19 protein-coding genes are annotated in these 17,092 nt (G+C 70.0%); 8 read left to right on the top strand and 11 right to left on the bottom strand.

Annotated features, from left to right (window positions below):
* Positions 1 to 5 precede the first annotated feature (5 nt).
* The 7 genes from K8638_RS22260 to K8638_RS22230 all read right to left on the bottom strand — a co-directional run bounded on the left by K8638_RS22260 (position 6) and on the right by K8638_RS22230 (position 7,749).
* On the bottom strand, positions 6 to 2,897 hold the full coding sequence (locus K8638_RS22260; protein WP_223756592.1) for a GAF domain-containing protein: 2,892 nt from the start codon (positions 2,895 to 2,897) through the stop codon (positions 6 to 8).
* Between the two features lie 120 nt (positions 2,898 to 3,017).
* Positions 3,018 to 4,139, bottom strand: a complete 1,122-nt coding sequence (locus K8638_RS22255; RefSeq protein ID WP_223756591.1) for a hypothetical protein — start codon at positions 4,137 to 4,139, stop codon at positions 3,018 to 3,020.
* A gap of 21 nt (positions 4,140 to 4,160) precedes the next feature.
* On the bottom strand, positions 4,161 to 4,715 hold the full coding sequence (locus tag K8638_RS22250; protein WP_223756590.1) for a Uma2 family endonuclease: 555 nt from the start codon (positions 4,713 to 4,715) through the stop codon (positions 4,161 to 4,163).
* Positions 4,716 to 4,856: 141 nt separating this feature from the next.
* Positions 4,857 to 5,033 (bottom strand): hypothetical protein, encoded by a 177-nt coding sequence (locus K8638_RS22245; protein WP_223756589.1) that lies wholly within the window; start codon positions 5,031 to 5,033, stop codon positions 4,857 to 4,859.
* 120 nt (positions 5,034 to 5,153) lie between these two features.
* Positions 5,154 to 5,843 (bottom strand): RNA ligase family protein, encoded by a 690-nt coding sequence (locus tag K8638_RS22240; RefSeq protein WP_223756588.1) that lies wholly within the window; start codon positions 5,841 to 5,843, stop codon positions 5,154 to 5,156.
* Positions 5,843 to 6,364, bottom strand: a complete 522-nt coding sequence (locus K8638_RS22235) for a hypothetical protein (protein ID WP_223756587.1) — start codon at positions 6,362 to 6,364, stop codon at positions 5,843 to 5,845. Before K8638_RS22235 ends, K8638_RS22240 begins: the two co-directional genes overlap by 1 nt.
* A complete protein-coding gene (locus K8638_RS22230) occupies positions 6,361 to 7,749 on the bottom strand; it encodes a DUF3696 domain-containing protein (RefSeq protein WP_223756586.1) in 1,389 nt (462 codons plus the stop codon). Before K8638_RS22230 ends, K8638_RS22235 begins: the two co-directional genes overlap by 4 nt.
* 184 nt (positions 7,750 to 7,933) lie before the next feature.
* Between K8638_RS22230 and K8638_RS22225 the strand changes: the two genes are divergently transcribed.
* On the top strand, positions 7,934 to 8,257 hold the full coding sequence (locus tag K8638_RS22225) for a hypothetical protein (RefSeq protein ID WP_223756585.1): 324 nt from the start codon (positions 7,934 to 7,936) through the stop codon (positions 8,255 to 8,257).
* Position 8,258: 1 nt separating this feature from the next.
* Here the strand turns inward: K8638_RS22225 and K8638_RS22220 are convergent, their stop codons facing one another.
* From K8638_RS22220 to K8638_RS22210, 3 genes are all read right to left on the bottom strand, one after another.
* A complete protein-coding gene (locus K8638_RS22220) occupies positions 8,259 to 9,137 on the bottom strand; it encodes a tryptophan 2,3-dioxygenase (RefSeq protein WP_223756584.1) in 879 nt (292 codons plus the stop codon).
* 140 nt (positions 9,138 to 9,277) lie between these two features.
* On the bottom strand, positions 9,278 to 9,802 hold the full coding sequence (locus K8638_RS22215; RefSeq protein ID WP_223756583.1) for a cell wall protein: 525 nt from the start codon (positions 9,800 to 9,802) through the stop codon (positions 9,278 to 9,280).
* Between the two features lie 167 nt (positions 9,803 to 9,969).
* Positions 9,970 to 10,464, bottom strand: a complete 495-nt coding sequence (locus K8638_RS22210) for a hemerythrin domain-containing protein (RefSeq protein ID WP_223756582.1) — start codon at positions 10,462 to 10,464, stop codon at positions 9,970 to 9,972.
* Between the two features lie 202 nt (positions 10,465 to 10,666).
* Between K8638_RS22210 and K8638_RS22205 the strand changes: the two genes are divergently transcribed.
* From K8638_RS22205 to K8638_RS22185, 5 genes are all read left to right on the top strand, one after another.
* Positions 10,667 to 11,389, top strand: coding sequence for a lysophospholipid acyltransferase family protein (locus K8638_RS22205; RefSeq protein ID WP_223756581.1), 723 nt, complete (start codon positions 10,667 to 10,669; stop codon positions 11,387 to 11,389).
* On the top strand, positions 11,382 to 12,260 hold the full coding sequence (locus K8638_RS22200) for an alpha/beta fold hydrolase (protein ID WP_223756580.1): 879 nt from the start codon (positions 11,382 to 11,384) through the stop codon (positions 12,258 to 12,260). The genes K8638_RS22205 and K8638_RS22200 overlap by 8 nt, the downstream gene beginning before the upstream one ends.
* 21 nt (positions 12,261 to 12,281) lie before the next feature.
* The gene (locus K8638_RS22195; RefSeq protein ID WP_223756579.1) at positions 12,282 to 13,217 is read left to right on the top strand and encodes a proline dehydrogenase family protein; all 936 of its coding nucleotides are present in this window, start codon (positions 12,282 to 12,284) and stop codon (positions 13,215 to 13,217) included.
* A 36-nt stretch (positions 13,218 to 13,253) separates the two neighbouring features.
* Positions 13,254 to 13,919 carry a thioredoxin family protein gene (locus tag K8638_RS22190; protein WP_223756578.1) on the top strand — a complete coding sequence of 222 codons (666 nt, stop codon included), beginning with the start codon at positions 13,254 to 13,256 and terminating at the stop codon, positions 13,917 to 13,919.
* 113 nt (positions 13,920 to 14,032) lie between these two features.
* On the top strand, positions 14,033 to 14,923 hold the full coding sequence (locus tag K8638_RS22185; RefSeq protein WP_223756577.1) for a hypothetical protein: 891 nt from the start codon (positions 14,033 to 14,035) through the stop codon (positions 14,921 to 14,923).
* A gap of 10 nt (positions 14,924 to 14,933) precedes the next feature.
* Here K8638_RS22185 and K8638_RS22180 read toward each other — a convergent pair whose 3' ends face one another.
* A complete protein-coding gene (locus K8638_RS22180) occupies positions 14,934 to 15,500 on the bottom strand; it encodes a PIN domain-containing protein (protein ID WP_223756576.1) in 567 nt (188 codons plus the stop codon).
* Positions 15,501 to 15,641: 141 nt separating this feature from the next.
* On the opposite strand from K8638_RS22180, the gene K8638_RS22175 reads away from it, so the two are divergent.
* Together K8638_RS22175 and K8638_RS22170 are read left to right on the top strand one after the other, a co-directional pair.
* Positions 15,642 to 16,118, top strand: coding sequence for a helix-turn-helix domain-containing protein (locus tag K8638_RS22175; protein ID WP_223756575.1), 477 nt, complete (start codon positions 15,642 to 15,644; stop codon positions 16,116 to 16,118).
* Positions 16,119 to 16,256: 138 nt separating this feature from the next.
* Positions 16,257 to 16,694 carry a hypothetical protein gene (locus K8638_RS22170; protein WP_223756574.1) on the top strand — a complete coding sequence of 146 codons (438 nt, stop codon included), beginning with the start codon at positions 16,257 to 16,259 and terminating at the stop codon, positions 16,692 to 16,694.
* The last annotated feature ends 398 nt before the right edge of the window (positions 16,695 to 17,092 follow it).

Here is a 17,092-nt window from a genome sequence, read left to right as displayed (position 1 = left end):
CACACCTATGCCGCCCCGGACGCCGCCTCCACGAGCGGCAGCTCCACGGTGAAGGTGGAGCCCTGGCCCGGCTGGCTCTCCAGGCGGATGCAGCCGCCGTGGGCCTCGATGATGCGCCGGGTAATCCACAGCCCCAGGCCCAGCCCCTTGAAGTGCTGCACCGACGCCGAGCGCTCGAAGCGCTCGAAGATGCGCTCCTGCTCCTCCGGCGCCACGCCGATGCCCTCGTCCCGCACCGCCAGCACCGCCATCGGTCCCCGCGCGCCCACCGTCACCAGCACCGGGCGGCCCGCGCCGTACTTCGCCGCGTTGGACAGCAGGTTCACCAGCACCTGCTCCAGCCGCAGCCGGTCCCACTGCCCCATCACCCGCGCATCCGTCTCCAGCCGCACCTCGCTCCCCGCGCGCGCCAGCTCCTCGGACATGCGCGCCGTCACCTCGCGCGTCAGCGCCGCCAGGTCCACCTCCTCGCGCTGGAGGCTCAGCCTCCCGGCGCTGATGCGCGACACGTCCAGCAGGTCGTCGATGAGCAGCCCCAGCCGCTGGCTCGCCCGCGCCGCCTTCTCCGCGCGCTCCGCCAGCCCGTTGGCCGCCATGGCCTCCTTCGCCATGCGCGCCAGCAGGTGAATCTGGAGCTGGAGCGCGTTGAGCGGCGACTTCAGCTCATGGCCCGCCACCGACAGCAGCTCGTCGCGCGCCTTCACCGCCTGGGTGGCCGCGCCGTACAGCCGTGCGTCCTCGATGGCCAGCGCCGCCCGGGCCGCCAGGCTCTCCAGCAGCGCGCGCTCCTCCAGGGTGTACTCGCGCCCCTGCGCCTCGCGCATCACCCCCAGCGTGCCCAGCACCCGGCCCCGTGCGCCCAGGGGGACGATGATGAGGCCGTGCGGTCCGTAGCGCTCCAGGAACGAAACGACCTCCGGCACCCGCTCGCCGTGCAGCTCCTCCGCCTTCAGCCGGGGCACGAAGAGCGTCTGCCCGGTGGCGGCCACGCGCCCCGACAGCCCCTCGCCCAGCCTCGGCGGGTCGCGTTGCAGGGACTCCTCCAGCATCACGCGCGCGCCGGGGTTCGGGTGGTGGAGAGACACCACGTTCAGGTGCTCCCGGTCCTCGGAGAGGAGTTGGAGCACGCACGCGTCCCCAATCGCCTCCGACACCTTGCTCGCCAGCACGTCCAGCACCGTGGGCAAATCCAACCCCGCCTCGGCGATGAGCTGGCTGACCTGCACCAGCACGTGGAGCCGCGCCGCGCCGCGCCGGCTCTCCTCCTCCGCCGCGCGGGCCTTGCGGAACAGCCACGCGTTGTCGATGGCCAGCGCCGCCCGCCCCGCCAGCTCCTCCGCCAGCGCCAGGTCCGCGTCGTCGAACGGCGGCCGCTCCTCGTTCCGCACGAAGGTAAGCGCCCCCTGCGTGCGGTGGCGCGCCACCAGCGGCGTCACGATGAGCGAGCCCCCGCCGGGCCCCGCGTCCGTCCCCCGCGGGCGGGTCACCATCCGCGAGCGCCCCGTGGCCAGCACTTCCGCCAGCAGCGAGGCATGCACCGGCCCCAGGACCTCCCCCTCCCCTCCAGCCCCCGGCTTCGAGTGCATCCACTCCGAGTCCCGCGGCGCCTCACGCGAGTCGGCGTGCAGCACCACCAGCCGGCGCACCACGCCGTCCTCGTACGCATCCACGGTGCACCCGTCCGCGAAGCTACCCAACGAGAGCCGCGCCACGCCGGCCACCGTCTCCTCCCACTCCAGCGAGCTGGCCACCAGGGCGCTCGCATCCACCAGCAGCCGCAGGCGCTGTCCCGCCGCCTCCGCCTGGAGCCGCGCGGTGCGCTCACGCTCGTACAGCCGCGAGCGCTCCAGCGCCTGGCCACACTGCCGCGCCAGCCCGGCGATGGACGCGCGCTCCAGCGCGGAGAAGCGCTTCGCCTCCGCGAAGCCGAAGCCCAGCGTTCCGAAGACACGCCCCTCCACGTACAGCGGCAACACCACCAGGGACTGCACCCGCCCCGAGGCCACCAGGGCCGTGAGGCGCGGGTAGCGCGCCCGCACCTCGTCCGCGCTCTCCAGCCACACCGGCGCGCCCGCGCGGACCGCGTCGTAGCCCGGCAGGTCCTTCCCGCCCCTGGGCAGCACGCGCATGGACGCCACCACCTCCTCGGGCACGCCCACCGACGCCGTCAGCTCCACCGCCGTCCCGGCCGGGTCCACCAGGTGCACCATGCCGGCCACCGCCCCCACGGCGGGCAGGCCCAAATCCAGCACCACGCGCGCCACCTCGTCGCGGGTGAGCGCGCGGCCGAAGGCCTCCGTCACCGCCTGGAAGCGGCCGAGGCGCAGCACCTCGCCCTCCTCCACCTCCGCCCGCGCGAGCAGCACGGACTGGCGGGTGGTCTCCGCCATGCGCTCGCGCTCCAGCGCCAGCGCGGCCAGCCGCGAGTAGAGGCTGAAGCGCTTGATGTCCTCGTCCGCCGGTTGCCGCGCCTCGCGGAACAGCACCGCCAGCACCCCGGCGGCTCCCCGGCCCGAGGAGAAGAAGATGGGCAGCGACAGCAGGGCCCTCGCGTCCAGTTGCTGGAGCACCTCGGGCTCGTCCGCCAGCAGCGCGTCCCGCCGCAGCTCCACCGCGACGTACGGCGCCGGCGTGTCGGAAGGCCCCGGCGCGGACGCCAGCAGCCGCTGCGCGCAGATGGTGGCGGCCTCCTCGGGCACGCCGGGAGTGACGAGCGTGCGCAGGCGTCCCGCCTCGCCCCACCAGGACACGAAGGCCCCGGGCGCGCCCAGCGTGGCCGCCGATTGACGCACCAGTTCCTCCAGCACCGCCACCACGGGCGGCGCCGCCGCGAGCCGCTCCAGGGCCCGCGACATGCGGTCCACCGCGGCCACCAGGCTGCTCTCGGGCACCTTCATGCCCCACTCCCCCCGGCACGGGCCGTCTACGCCCCTGCCTCACATACCAGTCTCCCACGTCTGGGGATTCGGGGAAACCCGGGGCACCCTCCCTGGGGGCACAACGTGCGCCACCAACGCTCAGTGCTCGAACACCTTGAAGAAGGCGAAGAAGATTTCGAGCACGATGAGCAGGATGATGATGGCCTCGAGCGTGTGGGAGCGGTCGATGTCCACGTCGCCCTTGAGCAGGCCATACGTCTGGGCGAGGAGCTGCTGCTTCCGGGTGACGGAGTCCTGCCAGGCGGGGATGCGCATGCGGCGCACGGCGCCCTCGTAGACCTTGGCCAGGTAGAAGTCGCCGATGATTTTGAGGCTGTTCTCCACGCGCTCGATGAACTCGTTGAGGTCCACCAGCGTGGCCAGCGTCTGCCGCGTCAGGTTGCGGTAGGGGCTGCGGAAGAGGCGCACCCAGCCCTGGCGCTTGGCCTGCACCTCCTCGTGGATGCGGGTGATGTGCGCGTCGAGCCGCTGGTCGTAGTAGCGGAACTCCAGGAGCTGCGCGTTGGCGATCTCCAGCAGGTCCGGGATGTCCCTGGAGCCCGAGGGCTCGTAGACGAAGGCGCTGTTCCAGTCGATGACGACCAGGTCGTTGACGGTGTAGCTGAAGCGCGTCTTGGTGACGGACTCGCTCTCGGCGGAGGCCAGGGGAACGGCGCCGTTCTCTCCCAGCAGGAGCCGGGCGATGTCCGCCTGGGCGAGCAGCGCCTCCGCGCTCGGATTACCGCGGATGCTCTCCGCGAAGATGATGGTGTAGCTCTCGTTCTGGTCCCACAGGTGCGGCTCCTGCACCGCGGGGGCGATGGTGCGGCGCACGCCCTCGACGAGCTCCAGGGCGAGGTCCTCCAGCGCCTGGCTGTCGTACAGCTCGTCGGCCACGCGGGTGAGGTGCTCGAAGGAGGTGCCGGGGACGACGGGGACGCGGAGGATGATGGAGGCGGCGCCGTGGTCGAACAGGCGCGCGGTGGCGTCCACGGTGACGGGCCCGTCCTTCAGGGCCAGCGGGCGGCGGCCCAGCTCATAGGCCAGCGGCGGGTTGGGGAGCTGGAGGTACTGGCTGTTCTCGCGGGACAGCTTCAGCCGGCGCGAGTCCTCGGTGAGCGCCCTGCGCGCGCGCTCGAGGTCGATTTCCTCAGCGATGTCGAAGGTGCGGTAGCAGAGGAAATGGGCCTTGTCGAAGAGCAGGGGAGCCGCGGCATCCATGGTCCGGGCAGCGTATCCCGCTCAGTTCCTCCAGAGGACGCGAAGTTCCAGGGCAAGCACCTCGAAGGGTTCGGCACGGACGGTGGCCCCACCCGTATGAATGCCGAGTGGAACATAGTGTGAACCCTCCAGCCGGAAGACCTCCAAGGTACGGAGCCTCGGGTCCACGAGCCATACGTGCCGCACGCCCTCGCGGGCATAGACGGTCAACTTCCGGTCACGGTCCAATGACGCGGTGGAAGGCGAGAGCACCTCACAAAGCCAATCCGGTGCGACCTTCACACCGACACCTGGCGGCACGTCTGGCATGCGCTCGCGCCGCCATCCCGCGAGGTCGGGTACGAGCACGTCGTCCCCCAGATGCAGCTCGGGCTCGAAGACGAAGTGCCAGCCACCGGGTCCACCGCCCCCGCCGCGGTCGAAGGGGCCGTACAGCTCTCCATGGAGCTTGGAGGCGGCCCATCCATGCGCCATCACCGGCCGGGGGCTCGCATACAGCACCCCGCCGATGAGCTCCCCTATCTTGTCGGGAGGGAGGGCCTCCAGGTCTGCATAGGTGGCGGGCTTCTGGGTCATTTGCGGGACGAGCAACCTGCGAGGTAGTCTCATGACCGGAGATTCTCACTCCGGTCCGACATCGCAAGCCGCTGCCGGGGCCGATGTTACAGGAGCGAAGGGCCGGAGGAGCCGGTCCCCTTCACTCGTGCCCGCAACCCGTCACTCCTCGGGCTCGTGCGGGGGATAGACGACGGGCTTGCCGGGGCCGGGGCTGTCATCCGGCAGGTGGCCGATGTGCCCCGGCGTGGGAATGGGCCGGTCTCCCGCCTCGCGTTTGAGAGGTGCCTCGTCCTCGGGAAGCCGTGGGTCCTTCTTGGGGACTTCGCGCTCGGCCATGGTTCGCTCCTCCCGTGAGGGAATGAAGGATGTGGGTCCCTTCAAGCTAGGGAGCGGCGCCGGAATGGGCAGGCCACGCGGGCGGCACGCCGGGCAGGCAGGCGGGCCGGAGCGAGGACGTCAGGCAGGCCCCTTCGAGGCGACGGCGTTGCGCTCCATCGGCCGGGAGGACCAGTGCTCCTCGATGGCCTGGACGAACTCGGGGCGGACGAGCTTCGCGCGGGCGAGCAGCCAGTCGCCCTCGTCACGCCGCAGATACACGCCCTCCATGGGCGCCCGGGTGAGGGAGGAAGCTCCGAGCAGCTTCTTCACCTCGTCCAGCGAGAAGTGCCCCCTCGCCACGACAGGCACCCGCGCGAGCCCGAGCGACTCCGTCAGCGCATCCCGCCGCGCGGACGACCAGAAGCGCCCCTCCTGCTTGTCGTAGACGTCGAAGGCGAGGAACCAGTCCGGCAGCGCGTCGTAGTGGACGCTGTGGACGGCGAAGCACCACTCGCCAAAGAGCATCAGGCGCCGCCCCAGGGCGTCGACGAGCTGCTGGCGCCGGGCCTCCAGCCATGGCCACAGCGGCTGGAACTGGGGCGATGCGCGGGTGCCCAGGAATGAGCCGCGGTTCTGCGCGCGCAGCTCGCCGCCCGGCCCCACGGAGATGCCCAGGTTGGCGCCGTCCACCTTCTCCTCGACGAGCACCTCGCCACCGAGGAACTCACGTACCTCCGGCGGGGAGAGCACCTTGTCGTGGCGCACGGGCGCGGAGGAGAGCCAGTCCAGGTGCGGTGTATGGGGGAACTTGAAGAAGTCGTCCGTCATCACTGCCCGCCCTTGCGCTCGTGAATCTGCTCGATGTCCTTCGGGCAGAGGAACCGGACCTGCACACCACTCTGGTGGAGGGCCTCGCGCAGGCCCCACCACTTGCTGTCCGTGGCCTGCAGGATGACAGGGCGCTCGGGGTGGGCGCAGCTCACCGCGACGAACTTCCGGTCGGATGGGTCGAAGCCGGCGAGCGACTCGTCACGCGGGAACTCCTCGAAGTCGCGCGGGTCCTCCTGGCGCGGCGTCAGCCGGACCTTGGAGCAGCGCTGCGGGTTCGCGTGGTTCGTCAGCACCCACTTGAGGAAGCGGTCCCCGATGCCCGGCTGCCCATCGGACGACAGCTTGTGCCTGTACTCGTTGATGATGTGCCAGTGCTCGTCCAGGACGAGGTGCCCCGTCATCACCGACTGAAGCGCCTGCACGCAGGCCAGCACGCAACCCGGGCTCGGGTCGTCCGTCTTGTTGGCCGTGAGCGGGACGTTGGTATCAACGACGGTAGGAAGAACAGGAGCCCTCATCGCCTTCCCTGCTCCAGCTTGCGCTTCATCGCGGCCTCGGTCATCGCGACGAGGTCCCCCATCTCGTCACCGAAGAAGTTCTCCGGCCAGTTGGTGATGTTGCCGTCCTCGTCGAGCTTCAGCTCCTCGATGCGGGAGCCCTCGGGCCCTGGCGAGCAGAAGTAGAGCGCGGCGTCCTCGCGCTTCAGGCGCCCTTCCGCGATGCGCCGCTGGATGCGGCGGAGCAGGTGCTCGGAGTGACTTTCGATGAGCAACTGGATGTCGCGCGGCTGCCCGTTCTCCTCCGCATGAATCGCCTCGATGAAGAGGTCCCCCAGCTCGTTCTGCGCGCGCGGGTGGAGGTGGAGCTCGGGTTGCTCGAAGATGAGCGTGGAGCCCGCGTCCGCGTAGAAGCACTGGACCAATACAGGCAGCACCTGCGAGATGCCGAACCCGACATCCACCAGGCTCACGTTCCTGGGGCTCCCGGGAGTCCTCACGAGCAGCTCATACTCCTTGCGGTGCTGTGCCACGAGCCTGGCCTCGAAGGACTCGAGCAGCCCCATCTTGAGCAGGTGCGTCGAGATGACCTCCAGGAACGGGAGCGGCCGAGCCCCCTTCAGGACCAGGAGGCGCTCCTGAGCAGCCAGCAGGGCCGAGACGGTCCGCTCCCCCTCGTCGCCCACACCCTCGGGGGCTTCGCCAGACCAGGAGTAGCTGCGCGAGGGCTTGCGCCGGAGGGGGCCCAGGTACTCCAGCGCGTTCAACTGCTGCTCCAGGCCATAGACGAGGTCGTAGGCCAGCTCGGTTCCCTTGTAGTGCAGTTCGATTTCATCGGGGAACCGGTGGAAATGAACGGGCGCGGGCAGACGCGCGGCCTCACGCTCGAAGCGGCGGGGGAGCAGCGCGGGTGGAGCGACGAGCTCATGGCCCGCTTCCTTCCCAGTCCCCCAGCGGCGCATCCCCACCAGGCCCGGCCTGCCCGGCTCGGCCTCGAAGGAGTATGCGAACTCCCTGACTTCGAGGCGCCCGGACCGCGCACCGTCATCCGCGATGGCCGCCCGGAAGGACACCTCTTGCGGGACTGAGTCCCTGAAGCCCGGTTCGGACAACTTCCGGTTCCGGTCCAACTGGTATCCCAGCTCGAACGCGAGCGTCGCCGCCGGGTCATGGTTGAACACCATCTCCGGCCAGACACCCAGGTCCACAATCGAGTCCGTGTCCCCGAGGTGCAGCACGCGGCGCCGGTCGCGAGACTGGGCCGTCTGCTTCAGCATCAACAGGAGCTGATGGAAGCTCGTCTTCCCGGAGCTGTTCGTTCCGAAGAAGACGGTGAGCGGCGCGAGACGGATGTCTCCTGTGTCCTTCCACGCCTTGAAGTTCTGGATGCGGAGCCGCGTGAGCATGCGCCCTCCTTCTACCGCACCACCGCGCCCGCCGGGCGGGCGGCCAGCCGGCCACGGGGAGCCGGTTGAATGCCCGCCCTCCGCCGGACGTCATCACCGCGTTCCCCTCGCTCCGGGGGGTGCGCGCCTCTAGAGTGCGGAGCCTCTCCTTCGAAAGGACGGAATCATGGTTCAGCAGCGCGTTGTGCGTCGTCTGGGTCTCCTCTCAGGACTCGCGGTGGCGGTGTTGCTGGCATGTTCTCCCGCCAGCGCGAAGGCCCCTCGAGGCGACGCGGGCACTCCCGCGGCCCAGGACGCGGGCACGGCCTCCGACACCACCGCCTCCACCGGTGGAAGCTGCACCGGCAAGGCCACCTTCTGCGGTGTCTACGGGCAGACGTTCTGCAGCAGCCAGCCGGGGTGCTCCTACTCCTTCGCCACCAAGACCTGCACGGGCCTGGCGCCCAAGTGCGAGACGGCCACCAACCAGGCCTTCTGCAAGAAAATCAAGGGCTGCAAGTGGAAGTGAGTCACGGCCCCCGGTGACGGGCCGTGGGCGGCGACAGCTCCGTGCGCACGTCCCACAGCTCCGGGAAGAAGCGCAGGTCCAACGCCTTGCGCAGGAAGCTCACGCCGGACGAGCCGCCCGTGCCCTGCTTGAAGCCGATGATGCGCATCACCGTCATCATGTGACGGTAGCGCCAGAGCTGGAACCGCTCCTCCGTGTCCACCAGCTTCTCGCACATCTCATACGCGTCCCAGTGCGCGTCGGTGTCCTCGTAGATGCGGCGGAACACCTCCACCACCTCGGGGCTCTTCTGGTACGGCTGGCGCCAGTCGCGCTGCACGTGGCTCTGCGGCACCTTGTGCCCCATGCGGGCCAGGTGGCGCAGGAACTCGTCGTAGAGGCTGGGGGACTCCAGGAGCCGCTCCAGCTCGCCGTGGATGGCCGGCACGTGGCGGAAGGGCCCCAGCGCCTGCGCGTCCTTGTTGCCCAGCAGGAACTCCACCGCGCGGTACTGGAAGCTCTGGAAGCCCGACGCACTGCCGAGCGTCTCCCGGAACTCCAGGTACTCATTCGGCGTGAGCGTCTCCAGCACGCTCCACTGCTCGAAGAGCATCCGCTGGATGTGCGCCACCCGGGCAAAAATCTTGAACGAGGGCTCCAGCCGGTCCGCCTGCACATAGCGGATGCAGGCGCTCAGCTCGTGGATGAGGAGCTTCATCCACAACTCGCTCGTCTGGTGCTGGATGATGAACAGCAGCTCGTCGTGGTGGGGCGGCTGCGAGCGCGTCACCTGCGCCGACAGCAACCGGTCGAGCTGAAGATAGTCGCCGTACGTGGTCCTTCCGGCCAGGTCGGTGATGATTCCAGGCTCCAGGTCTCGTTTGTTCATGGGCCCGGGCATACATGCTTCTGCGAGTCCCCGCGAGCAAGTGTCTCTCGCACGGACATACCCCGAACCCACTCCCCGCGAGACGGCATGGGAGCTCGGTAGACGGGGGCGCGGTCACATCCTGCCCGGGCCGGGGCAGCGTAACCGCCAGGCTAGCCCGCGCTACCCGCCTGGGCGGCCGCCGCCAGCGCCTTGGACGCGGCGCGTCCACGCGGCAGCTTGATGTCCTCGACGGAGTCCGGCTCGGCGTAGTCCTTCCAGGCGGAGGGCCGGCGGTTGGTCTTCTCCAGCATCCGGAGCTTCTGGTAGTGGGCCGCGCAGTAGCCCTTGGTGCGGCTGGGCTTGCCGCAGCCGATGATGGCGCACGCACGCGAGCCCTCGGTGCCCGCCGCCGGCTTGCGGCCCCGGCGCTTGCCACCCACCGCGGCGGCGCTCACCGCGGCGCGCGCGGGAGGACGGCCCGGACCCCGACGGCCCGCCTTGGCCGCCGCCGGCGCGTTCGCGCCGAACAGGGGCCCCACCACCTCGGCCAGCGGCGCCAGCCGCTCGGCCACACTGCGAAGCGCGTCCAGGTCCGCCGTGCCCGCCTCCAGACGCGAAACCACGTCACGGAGGGGCCGGAGCTGCGCATCGATTTCGTTGCGGATCATGTCCCGAAACGCTTTGTCCACGGACATTCTTGATTCCTCACTAGGGGAAACGGGGGGATGTCAATGCTCCCATACCCATACCTTGCAGCAAAGGACTTGTCTAAAGGAAGTGATAAAAGTTGTGACTGAGAACGTCCGAGCAGCCCTTTTGTCGCAGGTCTCACCTGTTTCCCGGAGCTGCGGGAGGGGGTACGTCAGCCGTCCCAGCGCAGGGTCTCCAAGAGGGGACCCCGGCCCGGAACGTGGAAGACCTGGGCTCGCGCGAGCAGCTCCTCACGGGTGACCGATAAATCACGCCGGACGTCATCCCTTTGCTGGGCATCCAGCGCCATCACCAACCGTGGCAGGATGGCGCTTTCCTCCTCTTGGAAATGCGCCACGACCAGGTCTTCCAGCGCGAAGAGGTGTGCCAGCCATTCCGGGTGGCCGGGCGGCAGTTCTTCCAGCTCGTCCATCAGCTCGCGCATGGTGAGGTGGTCTTCGGCCTCTTCCCGGGCCCGGGCGCGCCCCTCCACCTGCATGAGCAGGGGATAGAAGCAGCGCTCCTCCAGCCGCGAGTGCAACCGAAGCAGCTCCAGCGCCTCCGCCACCTGCCCGCGCGGCGCCTCGATGCCGGAGTCCGCCAGCCGCTCGAAGCGCTCCTCCAGCTCCCGATGCTGCTCGATGAGGATGTCGAACGGGCTGCTCATAACCCAACGTTCGACATGGACAGGGAAGCAGACAACCGGAGCGTGCCTTCCATCAGCCATTAACTTCACTCACGGTGGGGGCTGTCTCTACCGGCCGCTCGGTAGGCGGAGGGCTTCCCGGCGGCGGGCGCCTGCCAGGTGGCCCGCCAGCGCAAAGGGGCGCGGGTGGCGGAGCGCGGGGGCGTCGCCATCTTTCTTCCCCGTGGAAGCCTCGCTCGCCAGCCTGCGCCAGGCCGTGTTCCGCTTCGCCGAGAAGAGCGCGGCGCTGTCGGCCCGGTACCACCGCGCGAAGCTGGTGGGCGCCGAGCACCTGCCGCTGGCCGGGCCGGTGCTGCTGGTGGGCAACCACGGCGTATGGGGCTACGAGACGCCCGCCTTCTTCCACCTGCTTCACCGGGCCACGGGCCGCCATCCCGTGGGACTGGCCGAGCGGGGCTTCTTCCGCATTCCGCTGGTGCGCACCGTGCTGCCCTGGCTGGGCGGAGTCGAGGGCACGCGGGAGAACGCGCTGGCGGCGCTGGGAGCCGGGGCGCTCGTCGTCTGCTACCCCGGCGGGGCGCGGGAGACGTTCAAGCGCAGCCATGGGCGCTACCGGCTGCGCTGGGAGCGGGCGCTGGGCTTCGCGCGGCTCGCGGCGCGCGCGGGCGTGCCGGTGGTGCCCTTCGCGGGCTTCGGCGTGGACGACACCTTCTTCTGGCCGCCGGGCGAGGAGCGGCTGTGCCTCCGCCTGGCGGACGGGGACAAGTACCGGATGCCGCTGGTGATGGGGCTGGGGCCACTGCCCCTCCCCGTGCAGCTCACCTTCGCGCTGGGCGCGCCGCACGAGCCGCCGCCTCCGGACGCGCCCGAGTCCCGCCTGCGCGCCTTCAAGGACCGTGTGGCCGCCAGTGTCCGGTGGCTGTTGGTGAGGGCCTGCCATGTTTGATGTTTCTTCGCCCCCCGCGGTGGCGCACCACCGCCCGCCGCTCGTCCCGCATGTGGAGGACATCCAGTCCGGCTACGAGCACGTGCTCCACGAGGAGCGCTTCGTCCGCGGCACGCCGGTGCGCCTGTTCACCTTCCCCGGCGGCAACATGGACGCGTCACGCACCGTGGTGTGCCTGCCGGGACTGGGCGCCAGCGGGCGCTCCTTCGCGCCCATGGGGCCGCTCGCGGACGCGCTGCGCCTGCTCTTGTGGACGCCGCCCCTGCGCACTCCGGCCACGCACACGCCGCTGCAGTGGAACCTGGCCGTGCTGAACCATGACGAGGCACGGCTGCCGGAGCGCTTCGCGCTGGTGGGCTCCTCGTACGGCAGCCTGCTCTCCATCGCCTACACGCTGGCGCACCCGGAGCGGGTGAAGGCGCTGGTGCTCGTCTCGCCCGTGGCCAGCGTGCGCCGCATCCGCCGGCTGGCGCTGACGCTGTCCACCCTGGTGCGCTCTCCGCGGCCGCTGGCATATGTCTTCGCGCCCACGGTGGCGAGGGTGCTGGGTGGCCCGCACCTGCCTCCGGAGGGGCGCGCGGAATTCGTCCGCGAGGCGCGGCGGCTGTCCTCCATGGAGCTGCTGCGCCGCCTGCGCGACGTGCTGGCGGCGGACTTCATGCACCGGCTCCACGAGATTCGGGTGCCCACGCTCATCATCCAGGGCGGCAGGGACCTGCTGGTGCCCACGTACGCCGCGCGGGACGTGGCCGAGCACATTCCCGGAGCCCGCATGGAGGTGCTCCGGGAGGCCAGCCACCTGCCGTACATGAGCCACTCGCAGTCCTTCAATACCTTCGTCGGAGACTTCCTGCTGAGGCACGCGGTCTGACGCCGCGCCACCACACACGCCATGACCGCCGCCGACCACCTGTCCCGCTCCGCCCTGCTGTACCTGTCCCGCCGGGAAGGCCTGAAGGACCTGGCCACGCGCATGCGCCCCTTCCGGAAGATGGCCTCGCGCTTCATCGCCGGTGAGACGCTGGAGGAGGCGGTGGACGCGGTGAAGGCGCTCACCGAGCGGGGGCTCATGGCCTCCTTCGACCACCTCAACGAGGCGGTGAAGACGCCGGAGGAGACGCGCGACGAGGTGCGCCACTACCAGCGGCTGCTGGCGCGCATCGACCAGGTGGGCGTGAAGGCCAACGTGTCGCTGAAGCTCACCCAGTGCGGGCTGCTGTTCGACAAGGCGCTGGCGCTGGAGAACGCGCGCGCGGTGGTGGCGGAGGCGGCGCGGCGGGACTCCTTCGTACGCATCGACATGGAGCACAGCGCGGTGACGCAGGTGACGCTGGATATCGTGCGTGAGCTGCACGCGGAGTTCGGCGAGCCGCACGTGGGCGCGGTGCTCCAGAGCTACCTGCGGCGCACGGAGGCGGACGCGCGGGCGCTCTGCTCGGAGCGGGTGCGCATCCGGCTGTGCAAGGGCGCGTACCTGGAGGGCCCGGACGTGGCCTTCCCGGACAAGGAGGACGTGGACGCCAACTTCGTGCGCTGCATGAAGGTGCTGCTCGACAGCGGCGTTTATCACGGTATCGCGACACATGATGAGCGCATGATTGACGCCACGCTGGAGTACGCGGCGAAGCTGGGGCTGCCGCGCGGCGCGTTCGAGTTCCAGATGCTCTACGGCATCCGGCGCGACTTGCAGGAGCGGCTCGCGAAGGACGGCCACCCGGTGCGCATCTACGTTCCGTATGGGCGGCACTGGTACCCGTATTTCATGCGCCGGCTGGCCGAGCGTCCAGCCAACCTCTGGTTCGTCCTGCGCAACCTCGTGCGCGGGTAGCTTCGAGGCACGGAGCGGGTATCCTGCGCTCCACCAATGACTGTCGCGAAATCGCTCTTCCTCTGCGGCGCCGTGTGGGTGGCCACCGGCTGTGCGTCGTCCCGTCCCGCGGCGGCTCCGGAGCCCGCGGAGCCCGCGCACGGACAGCTCAGCTCGCTGAGCGTGGCCTCGAGCCAGGACGCGGAGTTCTGCGAGCACCGCGTGCCCCGGGAGACGTGCACCCGGTGCAACCCGCACCTCGTGGAGAAGTTCAAGGCGGCGAGGGACTGGTGCGGCGAGCACGCCGTGCCGGAGTCCCAGTGCTACGCGTGCCACCCGGACCTGTCCTTCGAGCCGCTGCCGGCGCTCGCGGAGGGCGCGGACCTGCGCAGGCTGTCCGAGGCGGGCGAGGACGTGCCGGAGCTGGGCGCGCACGCGGTGCGGGGCAAGGTGACGGTGTTCGACTTCTACGCGGACTGGTGCCCGCCGTGCCGGAAGGTGGACGCGCACATGTACGGGCTGCTGAACGGGCGCGCGGACGTGGCGTACCGGAAGCTGAACGTCGTCTCGTGGGACACGCCGCTGGCGAAGCGCTACCTGGGCGGGGTGCCCAACCTGCCGTTCGTCGTCGTGTACGGGAAGGATGGGCGCGAGGTGGCGCGGGTGACGGGATTGGACCTGGCCGCGCTGGACAAGGCCATCGCCGAGGGAAGCTCGCGATGAAGTGGCTGGCGGTGGCGGCGGGGCTGCTCGCACTGGCGGTGCCGGGCCGGGCCTCCGCGTGCGCGGGTTGAAGCAATCCCAACCTCCCGGTCGGGGGGAATGCACAGACGGGGTTGAAGGCGGGCCAGACGGCGGTGTCGCTGGGCCTGATGGCCACGTCCGTGCGCGTGGTGCACGAGTCGTACTGTCCGGACATCGGCCCCATCTGCGCCGAGCGGGATGAGCCGCCGCAGTTGCATGACCAGCGCTTCTCCCTGGGCGAGCTGCGCGCGCGGGTGGAGTACGGGCTGACGGAGACGTGGGGGCTGGAGGTGCAGTTCCCCATCCGGCTGAACCACACGACGGTGCAGTTCCGGAGGCTGGACGGGACGCCGGTGTCGCTCGACTACGTGAACATCCACCACCGGAACGAGACGCTGTTCGGGCTGGCGGACCCGTGGGTGCGGGCGCGGTATGCCCTCGGGCTGGGAGACGTGTCGCTGGTGGCGCGGGCAGGGCTCACGGTGCCGCTGGGCGGCACGGTGGAGAACCCGTTCGCGCTGGGCGACGCGGGGCAGGAGCACCAGCACGTGCAGTTCGGCACGGGGACGGTGCAGCCGCTGCTGGCGCTGGAGGCGGAGCGGCGGTGGGACGGCGGGTGGAGCGCTCGGGCCTGGGGGCAGGCGCAGCTCTCGCTGGCGGAGAACCGGTTCGGATACCGGAACGGTCACCGGTTCGCGGTGGGCGTCTCGGGCGAGGTGCCCGTGGTGGGAGCGCTGCGGCTGAGCGTGGGCGCGGACCTGGCCAACGAGCAGCCGGAGCGGTGGGACGGGCGCGTGCAGCAGGATGGGAACCTGGGCCGCACGGACGTGCTCATGGGCGGCGGGCTGGCGTACCCCGTGGGCCGCGTGCAGCTGGGGCTGACGGTGCGCGTGCCGGTGTACCAGCACATCATCGGCCACCACGGACAGCTCACGTATCCGGGGCTGCTGGGGCTCACGGCGGAGACGGTGTTCGGGGAATGACTCCGCGCCCTCAGGGGCCGAGCAGTCGCGCGAGTTTCGCTACCGAGTCGAACAGACCTTGCTGGCGCAACACCCCCAGAAGCTCCACGGCCGTCCTGCGAGGGTTCTTGAGGGCGGCGGCCTGCTCCTGAACCACCCGGACCACGGCGGGTTCATCCAGGTCGAGAAGGTTCCGCACGAAATCATCCGGGTGCTGCGCCTCGATGTCGAATCGAGCCAGCACCTTCGATGGGAAGTCCCTCAAGTTGAAGGTGACGATGACCTGGGCACCGCACCGGATGGCGGCGGCGAGCACGTGCCGGTCATCGGGGTCCGGAAGCCCTGTCACCCCCTCGATGAGGGAGTCGTAGCCCTGCACCCGCCAGTTCGGAATGGCCAGCTCCAGAAGTTGGCGGCTGCGCGCCAGTAGCTCCGGCTTCAAGTCGGGGCGTTGCGTGGAGATGTTCCGAAAGCACTCGTCGAGAATCTGTCCGGTCCACTTCGCTTGAAAGAGGCCTGTCAGCGCAAGGCGGACGAGCAGGTCGCGGAGCGGAGGTGGGAAGAGGACACAAGCGTCGTAGACCGCGATGAAGGCCATGGCGGCTGGAGCCTAGACCCTACCTCTGACGTCCTCCTCTACCCAGGCAACCAGGGCCCGGCGGTGGGGTTGCACTTGCTGCGAATATTGCGGATATTTCGTTTGTTCGGGCCACGAGCGCCCTCCATCAGGAGAAGTCACATGGGAGTCGGAGTGGACCTTCGGGGGGTTGCCTCCCCCGGCGAAGAAGGCGCGCGGGAGGCAGCCCGTGCCGCGCGGATGCTCGCCCCGCTTCTGCGGAAGACCCGGAAGCGGCAGGCATCCCGATTCAGCATCCAGCCAGAGGGGGAGTCGCACGCCGAGAGCGTCACGATCCCACGCGAGGCGTTCGAGCTGTTCGTCCGCATCCTGGAGCAGATGGCGCAGGGACATGCGGTGACCATCGTCCCCATCCATGCGGAGCTGACCACCCAGGAGGCCGCGAACCTGCTGAACGTCTCGCGGCCCTACCTCATCGGCCTGCTCGACCAGGGAGCGATTCCCTTCCATCGCGTCGGCACACACCGGCGCATCCGGTTCGAGGACCTGCTCGCCTACAAGCGCCAGGATGATGCGCGCCGGAAGAAGGTCGTGGATGCGCTGACGGAGGAGGCAGAGAAACTCGGGCTGGGCTACTGATGACGAGAGCGGAATGCCGGGGGGCAGCCTGGCTCCCTGCTCTCCCTTGAGGGCATCCGGGTCCATGCCCCACCTTTCCGTGGATGACCACGCATGGAAGAGCCGCCATGAGGGCGCGGGGCTGTGAGCATGGGCGCGATGTTCCCCCAGGCACTGATTGCCGGAGTCACCGGCACCGTGGCGCTCCGCGCCTTCGTGGCGCTGCGCAACCGGGTGCTCGGCAGGCCACCTCCATATGCCGCGCGCCACATCGCCGCGCGACTCGCACGCTCCGCGCTTCACCGGGAGCTGTCCCCCGTCCAGGCCCGCCGCTGGGGTGATGCCATGCGCGCCATCTACGGGCCAATGCTGGGCGTCGGCTGGGCCCTCGCGCGGGAAGCCGCGCCCGAGGGGCCCCTCCCACCCGGCGTCCTGCTCGGCCTGGGCGTGCTCGCCCTGGAGCTGTCGACCTTCCCCATGTTGCGCGCTACGGCGTCACTCCGGACCTGGAGCACCACCGAGCACGCCTGGCTCGTGGCGCAGACCGCCGTGTTCGGTCTCGTCACGGAGGCCGCGTTCGCCTCCTTCGTGCGCTGAACCTGGGCTGGCACGACCGGAACATTCAGGCACCAGTGCTGCCGGGTCGGCTCCACCCCATTCAGCATGAAGGAGAGCTCCGCATGACCGGGGCTTGCCCACGCTGCGGGCACGACAGGCAGGACATGACGCCCTCGTGCAATGAGCCGGCCATGGGCCGAGGCCGCCCACAGCATCTACCGGGCAACATGGGCCGAACGCTCAAGGGAGTAGGCTGCCTCCCTCGGCCCCCGAGGTCACAGCCGCCCCGCTCCCATGACCAGCTCGGAGCGGGGCGACAGTGGAATGAACGCTCATTCCACGCCCGTGTTCACCGGAGCGACGCACAGGTGGAATGAACGTTCATTCCACTCTGCGAACCACCTCTGCCCAGACTTTCCAGACCCCGGCTGCCCCCG

Origin of the sequence: Myxococcus sp. RHSTA-1-4 (assembly GCF_020037125.1) — a bacterium.
Classification (GTDB): domain Bacteria; phylum Myxococcota; class Myxococcia; order Myxococcales; family Myxococcaceae; genus Myxococcus.
Note: the sequence above shows the minus strand (reverse complement) of the source record. Positions and strands in the feature narration are given on the sequence as shown.